Annotated in this window: 15 protein-coding genes and 2 tRNA genes; 7 read left to right on the top strand and 10 right to left on the bottom strand. The window is 53.6% G+C overall.

Features of this window, described 5'->3' with window-relative positions:
- Positions 1-96: 96 nt before the first annotated feature.
- The 5 genes from AC2FGC_RS12385 to AC2FGC_RS12365 all read right to left on the bottom strand — a co-directional run bounded on the left by AC2FGC_RS12385 (position 97) and on the right by AC2FGC_RS12365 (position 8,484).
- On the bottom strand, positions 97-468 hold the full coding sequence (locus tag AC2FGC_RS12385; RefSeq protein ID WP_496726079.1) for a rhodanese-like domain-containing protein: 372 nt from the start codon (positions 466-468) through the stop codon (positions 97-99).
- 72 nt (positions 469-540) lie between these two features.
- Entirely contained in the window at positions 541-1,893 is a 1,353-nt protein-coding gene (locus AC2FGC_RS12380; protein WP_496726078.1) for an HlyD family type I secretion periplasmic adaptor subunit, read from the bottom strand.
- Positions 1,890-3,968 carry a type I secretion system permease/ATPase gene (locus AC2FGC_RS12375; RefSeq protein WP_496782474.1) on the bottom strand — a complete coding sequence of 693 codons (2,079 nt, stop codon included), beginning with the start codon at positions 3,966-3,968 and terminating at the stop codon, positions 1,890-1,892. The genes AC2FGC_RS12380 and AC2FGC_RS12375 overlap by 4 nt, the downstream gene beginning before the upstream one ends.
- A gap of 251 nt (positions 3,969-4,219) precedes the next feature.
- Positions 4,220-6,163 (bottom strand): type I secretion protein, encoded by a 1,944-nt coding sequence (locus AC2FGC_RS12370; RefSeq protein ID WP_496782472.1) that lies wholly within the window; start codon positions 6,161-6,163, stop codon positions 4,220-4,222.
- A gap of 128 nt (positions 6,164-6,291) precedes the next feature.
- Positions 6,292-8,484, bottom strand: coding sequence for a hypothetical protein (locus AC2FGC_RS12365; RefSeq protein WP_496726075.1), 2,193 nt, complete (start codon positions 8,482-8,484; stop codon positions 6,292-6,294).
- A 604-nt stretch (positions 8,485-9,088) separates the two neighbouring features.
- Between AC2FGC_RS12365 and AC2FGC_RS12360 the strand changes: the two genes are divergently transcribed.
- Both AC2FGC_RS12360 and AC2FGC_RS12355 read left to right on the top strand, forming a co-directional pair.
- Positions 9,089-9,838: a helix-turn-helix transcriptional regulator gene (locus AC2FGC_RS12360; RefSeq protein ID WP_496782470.1), complete on the top strand. Its 750-nt coding sequence runs from the start codon at positions 9,089-9,091 to the stop codon at positions 9,836-9,838.
- Positions 9,831-10,328 (top strand): hypothetical protein, encoded by a 498-nt coding sequence (locus AC2FGC_RS12355; RefSeq protein WP_108862396.1) that lies wholly within the window; start codon positions 9,831-9,833, stop codon positions 10,326-10,328. Before AC2FGC_RS12360 ends, AC2FGC_RS12355 begins: the two co-directional genes overlap by 8 nt.
- A gap of 8 nt (positions 10,329-10,336) precedes the next feature.
- On the opposite strand, the gene AC2FGC_RS12350 is transcribed toward AC2FGC_RS12355, so the two are convergent.
- Positions 10,337-10,422 (bottom strand) — tRNA-Leu (locus AC2FGC_RS12350).
- A gap of 236 nt (positions 10,423-10,658) precedes the next feature.
- Here AC2FGC_RS12350 and AC2FGC_RS12345 point away from each other — a divergent pair.
- The 3 genes from AC2FGC_RS12345 to AC2FGC_RS12335 all read left to right on the top strand — a co-directional run bounded on the left by AC2FGC_RS12345 (position 10,659) and on the right by AC2FGC_RS12335 (position 14,759).
- A complete protein-coding gene (locus AC2FGC_RS12345; RefSeq protein ID WP_496726073.1) occupies positions 10,659-11,141 on the top strand; it encodes a hypothetical protein in 483 nt (160 codons plus the stop codon).
- 354 nt (positions 11,142-11,495) lie between these two features.
- The gene (locus AC2FGC_RS12340) at positions 11,496-12,575 is read left to right on the top strand and encodes a DUF6538 domain-containing protein (RefSeq protein WP_496726072.1); all 1,080 of its coding nucleotides are present in this window, start codon (positions 11,496-11,498) and stop codon (positions 12,573-12,575) included.
- Positions 12,576-12,953: 378 nt separating this feature from the next.
- Positions 12,954-14,759: a hypothetical protein gene (locus AC2FGC_RS12335; RefSeq protein WP_496782469.1), complete on the top strand. Its 1,806-nt coding sequence runs from the start codon at positions 12,954-12,956 to the stop codon at positions 14,757-14,759.
- Between the two features lie 455 nt (positions 14,760-15,214).
- On the opposite strand, the gene AC2FGC_RS12330 is transcribed toward AC2FGC_RS12335, so the two are convergent.
- Complete coding sequence (locus AC2FGC_RS12330; RefSeq protein WP_496782467.1) at positions 15,215-15,400, bottom strand: hypothetical protein; 186 nt, start codon at positions 15,398-15,400, stop codon at positions 15,215-15,217.
- Positions 15,401-15,638: 238 nt separating this feature from the next.
- Positions 15,639-15,714, bottom strand: a tRNA-Thr gene (locus AC2FGC_RS12325).
- Positions 15,715-16,216: 502 nt separating this feature from the next.
- Here AC2FGC_RS12325 and AC2FGC_RS12320 point away from each other — a divergent pair.
- The gene (locus AC2FGC_RS12320; RefSeq protein ID WP_496726069.1) at positions 16,217-16,777 is read left to right on the top strand and encodes a hypothetical protein; all 561 of its coding nucleotides are present in this window, start codon (positions 16,217-16,219) and stop codon (positions 16,775-16,777) included.
- A gap of 13 nt (positions 16,778-16,790) precedes the next feature.
- Here the strand turns inward: AC2FGC_RS12320 and AC2FGC_RS12315 are convergent, their stop codons facing one another.
- On the bottom strand, positions 16,791-17,057 hold the full coding sequence (locus AC2FGC_RS12315; protein WP_058272185.1) for a DUF2312 domain-containing protein: 267 nt from the start codon (positions 17,055-17,057) through the stop codon (positions 16,791-16,793).
- Between the two features lie 160 nt (positions 17,058-17,217).
- Between AC2FGC_RS12315 and AC2FGC_RS12310 the strand changes: the two genes are divergently transcribed.
- Complete coding sequence (locus AC2FGC_RS12310; RefSeq protein WP_058272186.1) at positions 17,218-17,436, top strand: hypothetical protein; 219 nt, start codon at positions 17,218-17,220, stop codon at positions 17,434-17,436.
- Positions 17,437-17,445: 9 nt separating this feature from the next.
- Here the strand turns inward: AC2FGC_RS12310 and AC2FGC_RS12305 are convergent, their stop codons facing one another.
- The gene (locus AC2FGC_RS12305) at positions 17,446-17,661 is read right to left on the bottom strand and encodes a hypothetical protein (RefSeq protein ID WP_496726068.1); all 216 of its coding nucleotides are present in this window, start codon (positions 17,659-17,661) and stop codon (positions 17,446-17,448) included.
- Between the last annotated feature and the right edge of the window lie 19 nt (positions 17,662-17,680).

Genomic DNA, 17,680 nt, shown 5'->3' with positions numbered 1-17,680 from the left:
AGTTGTCCTTTAGTCAGAAGCCCGATTATCGCTTTAGACAACTGGTCTGCTATACGCCTTGATCTGCGTCAGATTTCAACGGACAGAGGTCAGAAATCAGGCCACTTCGCCGCCGCCACTGACCCAGTCCGGCAACCCACCGATGTTGTAGACCTTTTCATACCCCATATCTTTCAACAGCTTGCCCGCCAGTGCCGCACGACCACCTGCCGCGCAATACAGCACGATTGCGCGGTCCTTGCGCAGCTCGGGGTCATGGGATTTCAGCGCGTCGTCAGCGCGGAATTCAAGCATACCGCGTGGGATATGATGCGCGCCTTGCGCACGGCCGGTTTGATGCAGTTCGACCGCGTCGCGTACGTCCAGCAATAACGCACCCTGCCCCATCAATTCCTTTGCTGTGTTTGTGTCGATCCGTTCGACGGCAGCGTTTGCTGCCTCCATCATCTGGCCTACGGTTAATGGCATAAGGCGTCCCCTCTGGTGAATCTCACCAGAGGCTAACACGGTAAACCGGGAAAGAGCAGGTCTATAGAGCGATCAGTGCTCGCGGAAGGCGCGCGACATACTGTCTGTCACAGGCTTTGCAATATAGGCCGCAAAGGTGCGTTCCTCGGTCTGGATCATGATCTCAGCGGGCATTCCGGGTGTGGGAACAAATCCACGCACGCGGTCCATCTCTTCGGGTTCCAGCGAAATGCGCGCCAGATAAACCTCTTGCGGAATTCCTCCAGAATCTTCCACCAGCGCGTCCGCCGAGACATAGTAGACCTCGCCGCTCAGCACAGGAGTGGTACGCTGGTTAAGCCCGACCAGTCGAACCGTTGCTTGCTGCCCCATCACGACGCTGTCGATTTCCGTTCGGGGGATCTGCGCCTCGATAATCAGGGGGGCATCCGAAGGCAGGATTTCCGCGATAGGCTCACCAGTTTCGATAACACCGCCAGCCGTATGATAGTGCAATCGCACTACGGTTCCCGTAACCGGAGCGCGCACAACCGCACGGTCCAGAACGCTTCGGGCCTGCCGGGATTTTTCGCGCACACTTTCCAGATCAGCCGCAATCACGCTCAATTCATCCAACGCAGCCTCGCGATAGGCCGATCGCGTGCGGGAAATCTGTTCTTCGTATTTCAGAAGCATCTGGTTGATTTCAGCCGTTTCAGCCGTCAACCGCGCCAGTTGGCCCTCGGCCTCAGCCTGCACGCGGCGGATCGTGTTGATGTCGCCCTTACGCACCAACCCTTTTTTGAACAGTGCTTGTTTGGTTTCGAACTCTTCCTGCAAAATTTCCGAACGTCGAACCATACTTTCCAACTGCGCCTCGAACCCGCTTGAGCGAATTTTCAACGCTTCCATGTTGCGTTCCAGCAAAGCGATGTCGTTTAGCAGCGTCTTTCTGGATACATCAAAGCTGATCCTTTGCCCGTCAAGGATCGCCATCACCTCGACATCGCTCGACGCTTCAATCAGTTCCGGCGAGAACTCAAGCCGATCGCGCTCATTGTTTTCAGCGGACAAGCGCTGGGACATAGCTTGCAGACGAATTTTGCGGATGAACAGTTCGCGTTCATTTGACTCGGCCGAAGTCTGGTCGAGGGTCATAAGAACTTGTCCTTTGATAACGGCTTGACCCTCGATGACTTTGATATCTTCGATGATCCCACCTTCGAGGTGCTGAACAATCTTATTGCGACCTGTGGCAACAAAGCTGCCCTGCGCAATGACCGCCGCGGCCAATGGCGCACTAAAGGACCAGATGCCAAACCCGCCAAAGCAGACAACCAGCAAAATCACACCGATGGTAACAAAGCGGTGGATCGACCGCGGCACCTCGGCATACCAAACTGCTGGATCCTTGGGGTCATTGTTTACGGGTACAACTTCGTTCATTTTGGCCCCCCCTGCTGCGACTGAATACCTGGTTTGTTCCCACGCGAGGCGTTCAACTGTTGCAGCACCTGTTCACGGTGACCAAACAGCGCCACACGACCATCTGTCAGCAGCATAATTTTGTCGACAACGCTCAACAGCGTCGGTTTCTGGGTGATCACCACGACGGTAATCTTGCTTTCCTTGGCCTGTTCAATCGCCCGCGACAGCGCCTGATCACCGGCAACGTCTAGGTTCGAGTTCGGCTCGTCCAGAACCACCATGCGCGGATTGCCAAAGAAAGCGCGGGCCAGTGCGATACGCTGCTTTTGCCCGCCCGACAGCGGTGAGCCATCTGCCGCAACCACAGTTTCATACCCTTGTGGCAACGTGGCAATCATGTTGTGCACATCAGCCAGAACAGCGGCGTCGTGGATTTGCTCATCTGTCGCGTCGGCACGCATCCGGCCGATATTGTCTTTGATCGTACCGGGGAACAGCTGAACATCCTGCGGCAAATAACCGATGCTCTCACCAAACTGACGTGGGTCCCAGTTGCGGATATCCATCAGATCCAGACGAACACTGCCGGAGGTCGGCAGGATCGACCCAACCAGCGTTTTGCCCAACGTGGTTTTTCCCGCCCCAGAATTGCCGATAACGGCAAGTGTTTCGCCGGGATTAAGCGAAAAACTGATGCCGTTCAGGACAACACGTTTGGTGCCGCCCGGAACATAAAGAAGGCGCTCCACATCCATGCGCCCCTCGGGACGCGGCAGGCGCAACTTTTCAAATTGCAGGGCCGAATTGGACAAAAGGTTCTTGATGCGCCCAAAAGCGGCGCGCGTCAGCAGGAATGCATTCCAGCCTTCAATCGACCCTTCGATAGGTGCAAATGCGCGCCCGGCGATAATCGAAGCGGCGATGACCATACCGCCAGTGATCTCGCCCTGCAGCGCCAGATAAGCGCCCCAGCCCAGAATGGCAATTTGTGTCAGCAGGCGTATCGCACGCGAGATGGCCGCGAAGATCACATTCCTGTCCTGCGCCCGTACTTGCCATGTCAGAGATTGTGCCGTGTCGCGACCCCAGATGCGTACCGCCTCGGGGATCATCGCCAGAGCGTTGATGATCTGGCTGTTACGCGCCATCGAGTCGAGGTGCAGGTTCGCCATTGATTGAGATCTGTTCGCCTCGGCAAATGGCTTGGCAGTCATTTTCTGGTTAATCACTGCGATAATCATCAGCAGCATCGCGGTTACGATAACGATTGATCCCAGCTGCGGATGCACCAGAAAAATCATCAGGATGAACAGCGGTGCGAAAGGAACGTCAAGGAATGAAATCAACGTCCCCGACACCAAAAAACCGCGCACTTGCTGAAGATCGCCCAGCGTCTGGTATTCCCGGCCGTTGCCGTGCAGCGACGCATGTGCTGCCGCACTTAGAACGGGCGCGCCCAATCGCGCGGCAACCTCGACCGCTGTACGCATCAGAATAAAACGGCGCACCGCGTCAAATGCCGCCTGAAAGATCACAGCCCCCGCAACAATGGCGGTCAACATGATCAGTGTATCCAAAGACCGGCTGGTCAGCACCCGGTCACTGATTTGAAACAGGTAGATCGGGATCGCTAGGATCAGGATGTTGGTTGCGCAGGTCAGAACCAGGACAAATGCCAGATTGCGCCAGATCGCCTTTAGAGAGGTGCGCAGAGTATTTTGGAAATCCTCTGGCGGCGTGCGTTTGTGGAATGTCTGGGGTGGCCCGTTGCCGTCACCTCCGCCCGTTTGTCGGAGTTGCATCGGCTCGTTCGCCTTGGCCTCGATAGTGGCACCTAAGTGTTCACCGCCCTTCGAGCGCGTTTGGGGGGTCACCCGCGCAGTCGTTTCTGTGGCGGTGTTAGGATCGGGGCTTTGGGCTTCTTCGGCCACCCCAGCGTCGCGGCCCTGGGCATTCTGATCTTGAGCGGGCTGCGACTGTTCGCGCCGGGGGGAAGCCGCGGCACGAGTTGGTGGTTCCGACCTGGTTTTGGTCGCCTGCTTTTTGGGCTTCACAGCTTTTGCGGCAACCGCATCGTCCTTTTTCGCAGTCATCTTGGGACTGTCCTCTGGATCTGGTACACGCATTTCTTTGTTCAAACGCAAACTTGGCGTCTTAGCTGCTTTTGGTAGGGATTCATCACTGCCATGCGGCTGCGTGGGCGTGCCAACGCCCTCAATATCAAGCGGGCTGGCATCAGAAGAACGACGCGACGAAAAAACAATCGACATTTTAAAACTTTCGGAACACTCGTAACAAATACAGTCACTACGCTAACACGAATTGACCAAATCAGGTAGAAATTTCACGCCAGCATCGTTTGCATCGCATCATCAGTGCTAGCATTTTCAGAAGGCGTAAGGTTCGATTGTGCCTGTGCGATAGCGTTTTCGCCAATCCCAGCCGTCTCTTCCATTATTATGGCAATGACTTCATTGGCCAACTCCGAAGCGTCTGGCACTTCGGGGATGTCAATCAGTGCTGCCTGATGCAACAGCAGGTCCGAATATTCGCCGCCCGCTGCCATAATGGTTGAGTCGACACCAGTCTTGGTGATGTTGGCTGCATTCAACAGGGCGTTTCCGGCTCCGTTGACAGCGGCATCAACAGCAGCTGCTGCTTCAAGCGAAATATCGTCCTGATCCTGCAACAATGTGACCTGTTCGACCGAATTGACCTGCAAAAGATCGCCGTCGATCTTCAGTACGCGAAGCAACTCCATGCCGGCGTAGTCCGGATTGGATGTCAAAGCGTCTTCAAAGGCCTCGCGATCAATCTGCTGCAACGGCATAGCCTCGGCATGGGCCATGTCCAATTCTTCCACCGTGTCCTCCCCGGTGGTCGTCAGAGAGGCCTGGTTCATGACCAGATTGTCATCACCCTCAGCTGGCTTGCTGCCAGCGCCGTAGATGTCATCATCCAAAAGCGCGATGGTCTGGTGCAGCATATCGACCGAAACCATGTTTCCGCCGATCATTATTAGATCATAGAAGTTACCCAACTGAACGATATTGGTGACGTTGCTCAAAACGTTGTCACCCAGTGTGAACAGGCTGGTCGAAGCTGTGATTTCTGTGTTGATCTTGTCGATATCTGTGGCATCGATCACCTGCTTGATGAAGTTCGTGACCCACAAATCGCCTTGTATCCACGTGACCGAGACAATCGGATCCGCACCCGGCTCTGCCACATTGTCGTCCTGCCACCACTCTTCGCTGGCTTCGGTCCCGATAAATGACGCCTGAACCACATTGGTGTCACTTTGAACACCGGGTTCACCCTGATCGATGTCGGACACCACCGCCACCTGACTGATCACTGTCAGGTTAACGGACTTGCCGCCCACCGCGATGACCGGCGCGTCAACCCAAGCCACAGTGATGTTAACCTCGTTAATCGCAAGGTTTCCGCCCGCGATAACCGTATGGCCCTCGCCGAACTCATCATCATCCGAGCGGTCCCATTCGTCCGGGGTCATGTCTGGCGTATCGTCTTCTTCTTCCTCGTCTTCTGTCTGATGATGCGCGGGCAGAAGATCGTTCCAATCCGGAATTTCTTCGACCACTTCGCCATTCACAGTAACGCCCATCGCGTCCTCGCCGTGGAACTGGTAAATGGTCACGCCTTCGATTTGGGATATCATTGGCGACTGCATCTGCTCAGCCAGGCTTTCGAGGTATTCCAGCGACTTATAGTCTTCAATGTTCAGAGATGGCGTTGCAATGGCGTGCATCGACAACGCGACATCCAGCATCTGCTCGCCTTGCGCAATCTGGATTTCGATATCGCGAAAATCGCCGTGACCGATGACATCGTTGTCGTTCAGGACAATCGCCTGGAACGTGTAGGTCACGGCCGAGCCGATGATGAGTGGTGGGACTTGTGGATCCAGAATCAATACTGCTGTCTGCGCCGTCCCCAACTGAACATCCGGAATATAGGGATCGGGTCCGAAGCTGGGACCGACATATATCTCTGACAACGCAAGCGGCCCATCAGGCACGGGCGGCAAAGGAAGATCGGCAGGAGGAGGCAGAAGTTTATAAGGGAGTGGATCATATTCTCCTGGTGGGAGATCTAATTCAGTAGCGATCCGTATGGATATCGGATCGTCAAGTTCATCCAGTTCGACTTTGCGCCGAAGCGCCGTGAATTCTTCGTACTGATCTCTCAGCCGGGCCTGTTCAATCGTAAGCTCAAAGGTTCCAATAAAATGCGCTATCGTTTCTGTAATACTGTCGAGAGACATATCGGTTTCCTTTTCCCCGCCCCGGCCTAAAATTTCCGCTTTGGGTTTGTTGTGCCGAGGCCACTTGTCGCGGCCTCGGCGGTTTCGTCAGAAGGTCGGGGCCCGATAATTCGGGCCCTGACTGCGACTTACACGTCGGTGTCGTCGCTTGCGAAGCTCGAATTCATCGCACCGCCAACCATCGTGGTGTCGACCGAGTTGCCAAGAACATTGGCACCCATGACGATCGACTGGTTGAAGGCCGAAGTATCGACAACTGCGGCTGCAGATGCATACGACTCGCCGTTGATGATACCGTCGCCACCGTTGTTAGAGCCCCAGGTTCCTGCGTTTCCGCCAGCTCCGCCGTCGCCCGAGTATGCGCCGGCCGAGCTACCGCCCATGCTGTCACCACCCATGGAATCCCCGGACATAACGTCGACAGTGGCCTGGCCGCTTGAGCCGCCCGTTGCCGTTCCGGCACCGCCAGCACCGCCAGCACCGCTAGTAGCAGTACCCGTGGCTTCGTTCATAGCGGACGAATCCGAGTCATTATCGGATGCCGACGCGCCGCCGTACCCGGCGATTGCTTCAGCCAAGCTGTCTGCCGAACCATCGGCTTCGAACACGGAGTCGAGTGCACCTGCACCACCACCGCCGCCAACCGCGTCAGATTGTGCTGTACCGGCGCCATCAGCGTCAGCATCAGCCGCCGAAGAGCCTGTTCCACCTGCACCACCATCACCGTCAGCTGCTGAGCTACCGGTGCCAGTTCCATCGCCGGCACCGCTAGCTGTATTGGTTCCACCGTCGCCACCATCTGCATCCGCATCAGTAGCGTTATCGGCAGCACCAGCAACGTCGCCCGAGGTCTGGTCGACATCCGGGCCAGAAGCGGATTGATCGCCTACACCCTGGCCATCGACATCTGCAGCGGCGTCTCCAGCATTGCCATCACCACCGTTGCCATCACCGGCTGTCGACGAACCGCTACCAGAATCCGCTTGGGAATTACCGGTGTCGGCATCTGCGTCGCCTCTTCCGCTTTCCGAGATTTCCTGTTGGAGGCGCGCAATGGCTTCTTCTACGAGACGCGAGAAGCCGCCTTCTCCGTCACCGCCGGCCGCCGAGGTATCGTTGTCGGATTCACCACTGCCTGTACCGTCAGCAGTATTATCACCCGCATCATTGTCACTGGCGTCGGTGTTGTTGTCGCTGGCGTTGTCAGCAGAGCCGTCTGCATCTGCGTCACCATCGCCACCATCTGCTCCGGAGGCGTCACCATCGTTGTCGGTTTCGCCGTAGCCTTTGGCTTTGGACGCGGACTCGTTGTCACCACCATCGGCTTGTGCATTCGAGTCGCTGTCGGCATCAGCAGTCCCAACTCCCTCTGCGTAAGAGTCTACATAACCACCGTCACCGCCTGCATTGTCTGCATCGTTGTCAGCGTCGGTCGAGTTGTCAGCGTTCGAGTCGCTACCCGCTTCGCCACCATCGCCACCGCCGCTTTCACCATCCGCTTCTGAATTCGAACGCGCTTTACCGGTGTTTTCATTGTCGGCATCGCCAGTATGGCCACCATAACCGCCATCTGCGTCTGCATCTGCGTTGCCGGTCTGACCGCCTTCGCCGTACGCATCGCTACCGATGGTTTTGCCACCATAGCCGTCGCCACCGCGGCTGTCGCCGCCCATGCCGGAACTCGCGCCATTTGCTGCGGAACCGATACCTTCCTTAGCGTTGGCTTCACCGCCATTGGCATCGCCATTCTGCTGGAAGTCGCCGTAGTTTCCGACCTCAGCGTTGTCGAGGTCGTCATTGTCTTCAAGGCTTGCCAACTGATTGCTGACAAAAGACATATCGTTTCCTTCGCCATCCAACGAAATGTTGAGGTTCATGTCGTCGCCGGGATCATAGTCAAGATCGCGACCAGCAATTATTACGTCACCCATGCTGGCGTTGTCGCCCAGATCCAGGTCGACTTGATCGTCATCACGCGGGATCCACTCGCCACCACCAAAGTCAATGTTCACAGCATTGCTGTTCGAGTTGTCGTTGCTGTCGTCACCACCGTTTTCATTTGATTGCGACTGTGTTTGATCCTGGTCTTGACCCTGATCCTGATCCTGACCCTGTTCGTTTTCGACCTTGTTCTTTTGCTGTTGTTGCTGGTTCTGTTCGTTGTCGACGCTGTTGTCGTTGGTTTGCTCTTGCTCATTTAGATTTGCGTCAATCTGAGCTTCTTCGACTGTAATATCGGCATCGATATCAACATGGGCCTCTTCGACCTCAACTTCACCGATTGCAGTAATGTCGTTGTACGGTTGGTTGCGTCTACTCATAATAGTTCTCCACTTATGAAGCGCGCTGACCGTCACTCATCTCTAAAACGGTTACTGGCGCAGTTGAATAATAAGGGCCGCACTCATACGCAAAACACGCGTGTGCGGTTTCGTTCAGTGAATTTTACCTACCCTCCTTTCTCGGCTTAGCCGACGCCGTGTCGGCGGAAGTAGCTCGCGGAAATGCGCGATTCGCGGACACATCAGGAATTAAGGCTTCAGAATAGAAGCGGGATCATGGTTACAGGCAGAGCGCGTCGTGAATAGCTACCTTAAAGGACTAGAACGCCCAGGGCCTTGATTTCATTACTGTAATGCTCGTGTGATCGAATAGCAGTCGCAGCAATGGCCAATCGCGCGGGTCAAATCTCACAATTTGGGAAACCCATTGTTTTCCACCACTTACGCGTGAGGAAGTACTGCCGACCTAAACGAAAGCATTAGAACTGAATTTTCGGAACGGCGCACATCATTGATAAAACTTGTACTTTCAGCTATAGTCGTGCCCCAATAGCGTAAGTTACTTTAATTCTGTTCTACCAGTACTGGTTACAATTTCGCCGTTATTTTTCGCGGCGTGGGTTAATTAAAAGGGGGCGTGGCAATGGGCATTCCGATTCAGGAAGATGCTGGTCAAAACGATTACAATCCCGAAGAATTCTCGATCAATTTCGTCGGCAAAGAACTCTTCTATTCAAATCAAACGATCCATGGTGTCCAATCCGAGTTTGGCGTGATCACGCGCCGGATCGAAACAATTGACGCGCTGTCTGCGCCAAGCGGCTCGGACGTTGGGGCCGGAAAAGTGGTCGTCGTCGACCAGATGATGCTGGACGACCTGTTGAACCGACCGCAGACCTATATGGAAATCGCGGGATCGGGCAGCTTGGCCTTTGCTTATCGCAAGGAAGAAGCTGCCCGGCTTGCGTTCGAAAAGTGGGATCGCAGCAAATTCGGCGACATCGGATACCTTCCGATGAACGTCGCGCCGGATGTATGGCGATCTATTTTGCGCCTGCTGTTGCATGAAGAACTGTACCTGCCGTGTTTTCTTGCGGATTGCGTGCCACATTCACCCACGCCGTCGAATGGTGCGCCAGCAGCGACTTCAAAGCCCAGCGACCTCCACCCGACATTCTCCAAGCTGACACGCCGGGAAAAGCAGGTGCTGAAACTGGTGTCGAAAGGTCAAAGCAACAAGATCATCGCATCGAACCTGGGCATCACTGAACACACGGTCAAACTTCATATGCACAACGTGGCGGGTAAGATCGGTGTAAGCAACCGGACTGCAGCCGCACAATTCTATTTCGAGATTGCGCCGGACGAAGCGCGAGAACTGCCGGTTGACTGACGATTTCGAAGCCCGGTTTGACCGCCTGATCCTGCTGGTCGGCAAGTTGAACTACATGTGGACCAACACGGAAAGCCTGTTGATTCACCTAATCGCCGGGTTGACCCGCACCAACAAGGATACCTCAGTCATCATCTTTCTGACGCTGAACACAACCCGCGCCAGAATTGATCTGGTCGAGCGGCTGGCCAAGATGGAGGGCCGCCCGCCAGACATCCGTGACCCAATCCTTGAGCACACGAAACGTCTCAGCAAGCTTTCGGGAATTCGGAACAGATACAACCATTGCATCTATTCCTTCGACCCAGACAGCGGCAATCCGAAGACAATCCTGATGCGCATTGCGGACCGGAAGACGGACATCAAACTGGGCCGCCAGGATACGGTTGACGAAGGTGCGATGAAAGAAATCGAAAAGGTCGTCGACCAACTTTCAGTGGCGAACCGGGAAATGTGGAAACTGATCAACGATCTTGGGTTTCCGGCTTAGCAATGCGCTGGTGCGGGCGGTGGGACTCGAACCCACACGGGCATACGCCCTTCAGATTTTAAGTCTGATATGTCTACCATTCCATCACGCCCGCTCAGCGTGCCAGGCCTCTGTTGGACCTCAGGAACTCAGTAAGGCCATCAGATCACGAATTCAATGCGTTTCGCCTGGGAAAATTTGGCATCAAAACGTCGCGGTATTCCCCGCATTTCCCCTGCCCTTCCATCGCCGCGGCACTTCAATCACTTTCTCTTGGGTTGCATGACGCTTGCTTAACCTCCTCTTGGAGTTAAACTATGCTGCAGAGCAGAAAAGCAATTGAGTTAAGTCGTGAGCACCGAGCAAAAGTCCTTTGAGGATCGTATCGCCCAAATCAACAAACGCACGGAAGAAACAGCCCGGAAAAATCCCAAACCCAAAACCGATAACATTTGGAAACGCCTCGCCTATCCAGGGGCATTCTTGGGCGCATTTACGCTTGGCTCCATGGTGGTTTTTCTGACCCGTTTCATACAGTTTCAAATGGTGGGCGTGCCGGAAGCAGGCAAAGTGAACACACAGGACTTTATCGGCATCGCGATGGCCAGCCTGGCGGGTATGGTCATTTCGATGTTTCTCAGGGACAAGCAAAAAGAGTTCGCAAGTGCCAGCACAGTTGGGGTCTTGTTGACAACTTTCACGTTCCACAATCTGGTTTGGGCCTACCCCGTTCAATTCGAACGAATGTACAGTGAGGACTGGGTTGAGTTCATGCAAAAGATTACCGAGCCCTCCAGCCTATACATCTTTGGCATCACTATCGGATTAACCTAGATATCGGGGGCCGTTGGATCGCTGCCAACTGCAGCGGAAAAGTGAGTCGCGCACCATTCGAAACAGAATTTTGATATCGCCCAATCAGCCACCAAATAGCAGCTAGAGCATGCGCGCAGATAGCGCCTCAATCTGACAGAGACAGAATCGATCTGTTCGTGCAGTCATTCCGCTAACTTACTGCATCTTAGATATTGGAGATTTAGTGGTGCCCCACACGGTCTGATCGGAATCAAACGTCGATTTTGATTTTTCCAAAAGATTCACAGTTTCCCTGAGTAAATCGCGGTTTTCCTTCCTGACCGCCGAAAATCGAAAGGGGCCACTGTGTGTGGCAGAGTGTGGGGCAAAAAAATGATAGCTGTTGAGGACAAATGCGTCGAGGGCATCGAGCGTCGAGGAAAAGTCTACTATCTCCGCTGGAGAGTGCCAAAGCGCTATGCCTCAGTTGAGCCCCGCAAAGAAATCAAACGATCTCTGAAGACACGAGATCTATCTGAAGCCAGAGAACGTCTGGCGCTTGCAAAACGAGCGCTCACTGCTGATTGGGATCTGATGCTTGCAGAAGCCCGGGGCGAAACGTCCATCGAAGCGTTTGATGCAGCAATCGATCTAATGCGCAGCATGGGCCTGCCGTATCAACCTCAGCAACAAATTCTCGCTGCACCGGTGGAGCAGTTGCTCGATCGGATCGAAGCGCTCGAAAACACTGAAATGAACTCTGCAAAAATCCCCGCAGTTCTCGGACAACTCGAATTTCCGCCTGTCAAAGTTTCAGAGATGCCGCCAATTGTCGCCGAGGTGAATCAATTGCAAATCTCTGCAAAAAACGATCGGCAACTTGACGAATGGAATAACAAATACCGGCATGCCGCAAAATGTTTCTGCACTGTTGTAAACGACAAGGCCATTCTGGACATCTCGGAACAGGACGCCATGAAATATCATCGGCATTGGCTCAACCGGCGAGACACAGGGCAAGTAACCACCGACTACGCAGACAAAAAGCTCCGCTTTATCAAGCAGCTGATTCAAGCATACTTCACGCGGTTCGATGTTCCACACAGCCAGCGCAAGAACCCATTTGAAGGCCTCAAGATTTCTAAGATCGGGATAGAAGAAGTGGCTGCCAAGAAGCTTTCATTTCCGATGCCTTGGGTTCAGCATAGGTTGATCGAACAGGCTGGGCTGGAGAATTTAAATGAGGAGGCCCGCGACATTCTTTCGATTGCCGCCGAATGTGGATGTCGACAGACGGAAATCTACGATCTTCCACCGACAGCGATCAAACTCGATCACGAAATACCTCATGTCGAGCTTGCGATCGTGCGAGATGGCCGTTTCAATACTACTCAAGAACTCAGCGTCTACACGCTCTGTAGTTCTTCTCGGTGCGGCACTGGATGCCATGAAACGGCACCGGACTGGCTTTAGTAAATATCGTGGCAAAAAAAGCTTCTCTGGAACAACGAACAAGTATTTTCGTGAACGAGCTCTTTTCCCGGCTCTCCCCGAAGGGAGCGACGGGAAATACACCGTGGGCTGCGCACGGCACACTTTCGAAGAACGAATGCTGCACGCAAAAATGTCCAATGAAGAAAGAGCCTACTTGATGGGACATTCTGTGGCCGCTGTAAGAGGGAGACCGGTCTACGGATCAATGCCAGACTTGCGCCTCCGCGCGCTGTATCAGGAAATGATCTCGTTCCCCACGACAACTTGGCAACCCCGCTCAATCAAAGAGTTGCGCGGGCAAATCGACCACCTACTGGCCGAAAAAGGCTTTCGCGTAGAATGAACAAGAGCCCTGTTGTGAGGAACTTTTCCCGGGCGACCTTTTGGGATTGCAATGCCTATCTCTCTGGGCTGTCGGCGCGTTGTCGGCAGCCCAGGATCATTTTTTTCCATATTGTTCAACCGGTTGGTGAAATTGTCGGCTGTCGGCGCAGGCACGTAAATCCAGCAGAACAAAACAATCAAACCGCATTTCTCAGATTTTTCTTTGTCACCATCTCATCGGCACGAAACAACAAAAAGGGCGTGCAGATGGCACCAAGAGCAGGGAACCGATCCAAGTCACCAAAGGGTAAACAGGAAAACTTGTATGCTGACCTACGCATCAAGGAAGGCAACTCTAACCGGCGACTGTCAGCCTCCGAAATTTCCGACCTCACAGCAATGCTGATGACGAAAGAGCGTCCGGAAGCACTTGACATTACGCCTCTGATCCCACGCGGATCATTCATCCAACGAATGACACATCACTTCAAAGACACCGATTCAAGTTATGCGCTTCCGCTTTTTCAGCTGAATATGTCGGCATCCTCGTGGCTTGTTCAAAGCGGTGCGGTCCTTGAAATCCCCCATCTCGGCTCGCATCGCCCAATATTGTGGACAATTGCACTCGCGCCCTCTGGCAGTTCAAAGACGCTCGCGACTGATCGTGTGTCAAAAATTTTGGACGGTGCCGGGGAAGATCAAGCAATCACTACCCTTCCTGATAGTGGGTCTGATGCACAGTGGATTCTGGACTTGAGGGAAAACAACGGTTCTTTTTGGCTTCAAGATGAGGCTGGGAAATACCTAAACAAAGTTCTTACAAGTTCACAGTTTGCGCGCATGAAGCCTTGGATTCTCGACGCTTACTCGCAAAAATCGATATCAAACAGGTTGAAGAGTGAAGCCGACAAGCTTGTGGTGGAGGACCCACATTTTACGTTCTACGGGCTTTCGGTTCGTGAGGCATGGAAGACCGACATCGATCTTTCTAGCATGATTGATGGTTTGTGCCAACGGTTCAACTACGTCATTGCCGAGCCACGACAAGACACAGATATGTTCGATCATTTTTTGTTTTTCGGCACAAAAAGCAGTGCACGGAACGAAGAAAAGTTGGGATCAATGTGGGCTGCGCTTTGCAGCCAGACAGGCGCCAAGGAAGCATACAGACTGTCACCTGAAACGCTCCCTTTTATACAAAAATGGTGGCTGGGCCTTCGCCCAGCTTGGGGCGGTGGTGCACTTCCCGGATCATTTATCCGGCGAATTGGTTTCTCAGTGTTCAGCTACCTTGTTGTTATCCACTTCTTACTGGGTCTCTCGTCTCGTTCGATTGGCGTTGAAACGGCGGAGATCGCGACAAAATATGCCGAATTTCACCTTGAGAGTGCGCTCGCTATGATCCGTGAATATGACAACGGCAGCTCCAATCACATCCAGACTGTAATGCGGCAAACGGAAAGGTTGGCGGCCAAAGGCAATACCAACCCGTCGGTGCGCGACATCAGCCGAAGCCTCAGCGCGAAGGCACGTCAAAACCTAACCTCAGTACGGATAAAGGAGATAAAGAGCTTGATAGAGAAGATCCAAAAGGCGCACACAATGCCTCTGTTTCCAGACGCACAGCCCATCGCTGACCAGTTGTTCGACAAGCATCTTGCGTTGAAGTCCGCCAGCGACAAACAAGAAGAATGGCGTAACCGCAAGAGATTGGCGGCAGTTCTTAGATCTCACCGGATCTCAATGCACGGCACCCAACAACAAGGTGGAGATGTCGTTGCCTTCCCGGCAGGAGGCAACAATCGAAACGAAGACCCAAAAAATGCAACTGGTTTCTAAGCTATTGTATAAGAGGCACGACCTCCTGTTGACTATAAGCCAAGTGGGAGGTCAGCGCCCAAGACAGCGCTCTCGCGCTTTCACCTCGCCCTGTTCCTCTTCTGGGTTTGGGGCGGCATTCGCTTCATGATCCCGCTCTATAGTTCGTTCCAAAAAGTCCAACGTCGCGCTCATAGCAGCGCAGCGCTGACCACTTGTCAGCTGCCCCAGTTTCAAATCCACTAACCGCCGCCGGCGACAATGCACAGACAACCAAGCCAAAAGTGTTTCCAAAGTTTCGTCAATATTTTTGACCGTCATGAAAATTCTCTATCTCCGTAAAAAAGTTAAGGCGCACAACGGACAAAATAGAAATTTTGTCCCCGCGAACCAAAGAAACGGCGATGGCATTAGACGTGTTTGTGCTGGATGTCTCGCGTACGAGCGACACAGCCACTTAAGCCAAACATTAAGCCTCACTTCACCGAAGCAGCTGCCAAGGTCAAAATTCTTTCAAATTCCTGATCGTCACTTTGACATGCTGCGATTTCCTGTTCCAAGCGCAGCACGATTGGAACAAATTTTCGGCCATCTTTTCTTTTGAAAACGATGTTCACCATTGTTTTCTTTGCATTCTCCAAACGCTCCACTTGGTCGCTCACGGCTATTCCCCTGCATGTCCGAAGGGGAAGTGAGATCGTCCGGCAAAACGCCATGCGGGTTTGATAAGAAAAGTGACTCTCTTTGGCAGTCAACAAAATGGGGCATGCGGACCAAGGTCACACCGGCGTCGAAGAATTCGTTGTCGTTATCTTATGTGTGGCAAAATGTGTGGCAGTTTTTCTCACCGAACGGCCAAATCAACTGAAAACCAAATATTATGGAAATTTTCGCTTAAAATGGTGCCCCCACACGGACTCGAACCGCGGACCTACTGATTACAAATCAGTTGCTCTACCAGCTGAGCTATAGGGGCGCTGGGTGTCGATTACTTTCTCTTTTGACGGACTGCAAGCCTCAATTTTCATCCAAACTTAGGGATTTTGAATTTTCCTTGTGACGCGACCGATCACCTTTAGGTGGGGGGGGGCAATATTTGACTGTCCCCAGCACAGCCTGTAACTCGACAGGCAGGTTCAGGAATGCAAGGACAAGAACCAATCATGCAGGTTGCTATCCACGCAGGCGCAGCTTTTACCGATGAAGGGCGGCTCCTCAGATCGTTGCAAACCAATGGAGCCGCTCTGGCCCAAAATAGTGTTTCTTATTTTGGCCCTCGTCGTTACCGGCAAGTATTCAAACCGGCATTCCAAGCACTAAATACACGACCGCCGTTGCCAGATGAGATTGAACGCATCCGGAGCAATCTGCCGATCCAACCAGAGGTAGCGCGAGCCATTTTTTCCAGTGAGGGTTTCATTGGTGAGAAAGATTCGGTGCTCGCGGACGGGCAATTCTATCCCTTCGCGGGCAAACGAGTGTCTGTTCTGGAAGAGGCCTTTAGCGATTGTCAGTTAGAATTGTTTCTGGCGCTCAGGAACCCCGGCAGTTTTATCCCGAAATACCTGATGTCTTTACCGGAACAGGCGCGTGAGGACGTGATCCGCAACAATGATCTTAGTCACCTCAGCTGGGTTGAGATGATCGAAGATGTTCACGACTTTGCCCCCGGGGTGCAGATTACCCTGTGGTGCAATGAGGACATTCCGCTTCTGTGGGGGGACGTTGTGCGCAGCGTCGGCGGGCTTGCTGCGGACGTTGCGATCAAGGATGAATATGACCTGCTGATCTCTTTGCTGACCGAAGAAGGTCAATCACAAGCGCAGGCGATTCTGGACCAGGTTTCGACGCTTTCACAGGCTGAGACCCGAGACGTTCTTGCAGACATTCTGGCGAACCATGCTCAACCGGACAAAATGGAAGAAGAGCTGGACCTGCCCGGCTGGAGCGATGAGATCATCGACGCATTTTCCGAACTTTACGAGCAGGATCTGGCCAGGTTGGAAACGATGGCCGGGGTGAAGGTTCTGAAACCCTGACCCCGGGCGCGGCTCACATGCCCAACGCTTCCTTATACATTTCGAGTACCGCCTCTTCTTCGGCGATATCGTCCTTGTCGCGTTTGCGCAGCGCGATGACCTTGCGCATCACTTTTGTGTCGTAACCGCGGGCTTTGGCTTCGGCCATGACCTCTTTCTGTTGTTCCGCCAGATCCTTTTTTTCGGCATCCAGGCGTTCAATCCGCTCCACGAACTGACGCAGCTCGCCCGCTGTCACACGGTAGTTGGCGGCGGCCTGATCTTCGGTCACGTCTTCCATATTTATCTCTCCAAAAGGCTGCGATCTGATGCATTAGCAACGGCAGTTAGCCGGATACATTGCCGCCGCGTGAGCTGCAAGCATCCAATCCTCGATGGGCTTGTGCGCGGTCAGTCGATCCGCTAAGCGCAACCAGGATTTGCGGAAAATGTGGGGAACCATGTTCGAAATCATCACCTGGGGCGGTGCCGCCCTGTCACTTGCAGGCCTGCTGGGTCTGGTTTGGTGTATCCTGCGTGTGATGAAAGCGCGCAAATCCGGCCTGTCGGACGATGAATTGCGCGCCGCCGTTCAAAGCGTCCTGCCGTGGAATCTGGCGTCGCTTTTTCTTTCGGTGATTGGCCTGATGCTGGTGATCTTGGGAATCTCGTTCAGCTGACACTTCGCCTCAGACCGGCATATTGTCGAACTGCGCCTCGATGACATCTTCGCACAAAGCCGCATCCAAGTGTCGCAGGCGCGATGGCACGTGCATGCCTTCCTGACGCATCCGATCAATCACTTTGGTTACACTGGGCTGAAGCGCAAGCCGGGTCTCAAAACAGGCATTCTGCAGCTTTTGCTCCAGGTGTTCGGCTTCGGAATACAAACTTTTTGCAGACATTTTATTCCTCCCAATTTCC

It is taken from the genome of Ruegeria sp. CDSC054 (genome assembly GCF_059610645.1).
This window is presented reverse-complemented; position numbering and strand designations above follow the sequence as displayed.

Coding starts and splice junctions, on each gene's coding strand:
- AC2FGC_RS12385 (WP_496726079.1), bottom strand. CDS start 468: ATGCCATTAACCGTAGGCCAGATGATGGAGGCAGCAAACGCTGCCGTC.
- AC2FGC_RS12380 (WP_496726078.1), bottom strand. CDS start 1,893: ATGAACGAAGTTGTACCCGTAAACAATGACCCCAAGGATCCAGCAGTT.
- AC2FGC_RS12375 (WP_496782474.1), bottom strand. CDS start 3,968: ATGACTGCGAAAAAGGACGATGCGGTTGCCGCAAAAGCTGTGAAGCCC.
- AC2FGC_RS12370 (WP_496782472.1), bottom strand. CDS start 6,163: ATGTCTCTCGACAGTATTACAGAAACGATAGCGCATTTTATTGGAACC.
- AC2FGC_RS12365 (WP_496726075.1), bottom strand. CDS start 8,484: ATGAGTAGACGCAACCAACCGTACAACGACATTACTGCAATCGGTGAA.
- AC2FGC_RS12360 (WP_496782470.1), top strand. CDS start 9,089: ATGGGCATTCCGATTCAGGAAGATGCTGGTCAAAACGATTACAATCCC.
- AC2FGC_RS12340 (WP_496726072.1), top strand. CDS start 11,496: ATGATAGCTGTTGAGGACAAATGCGTCGAGGGCATCGAGCGTCGAGGA.
- AC2FGC_RS12315 (WP_058272185.1), bottom strand. CDS start 17,057: ATGGAAGACGTGACCGAAGATCAGGCCGCCGCCAACTACCGTGTGACA.
- AC2FGC_RS12310 (WP_058272186.1), top strand. CDS start 17,218: ATGTTCGAAATCATCACCTGGGGCGGTGCCGCCCTGTCACTTGCAGGC.
- AC2FGC_RS12305 (WP_496726068.1), bottom strand. CDS start 17,661: ATGTCTGCAAAAAGTTTGTATTCCGAAGCCGAACACCTGGAGCAAAAG.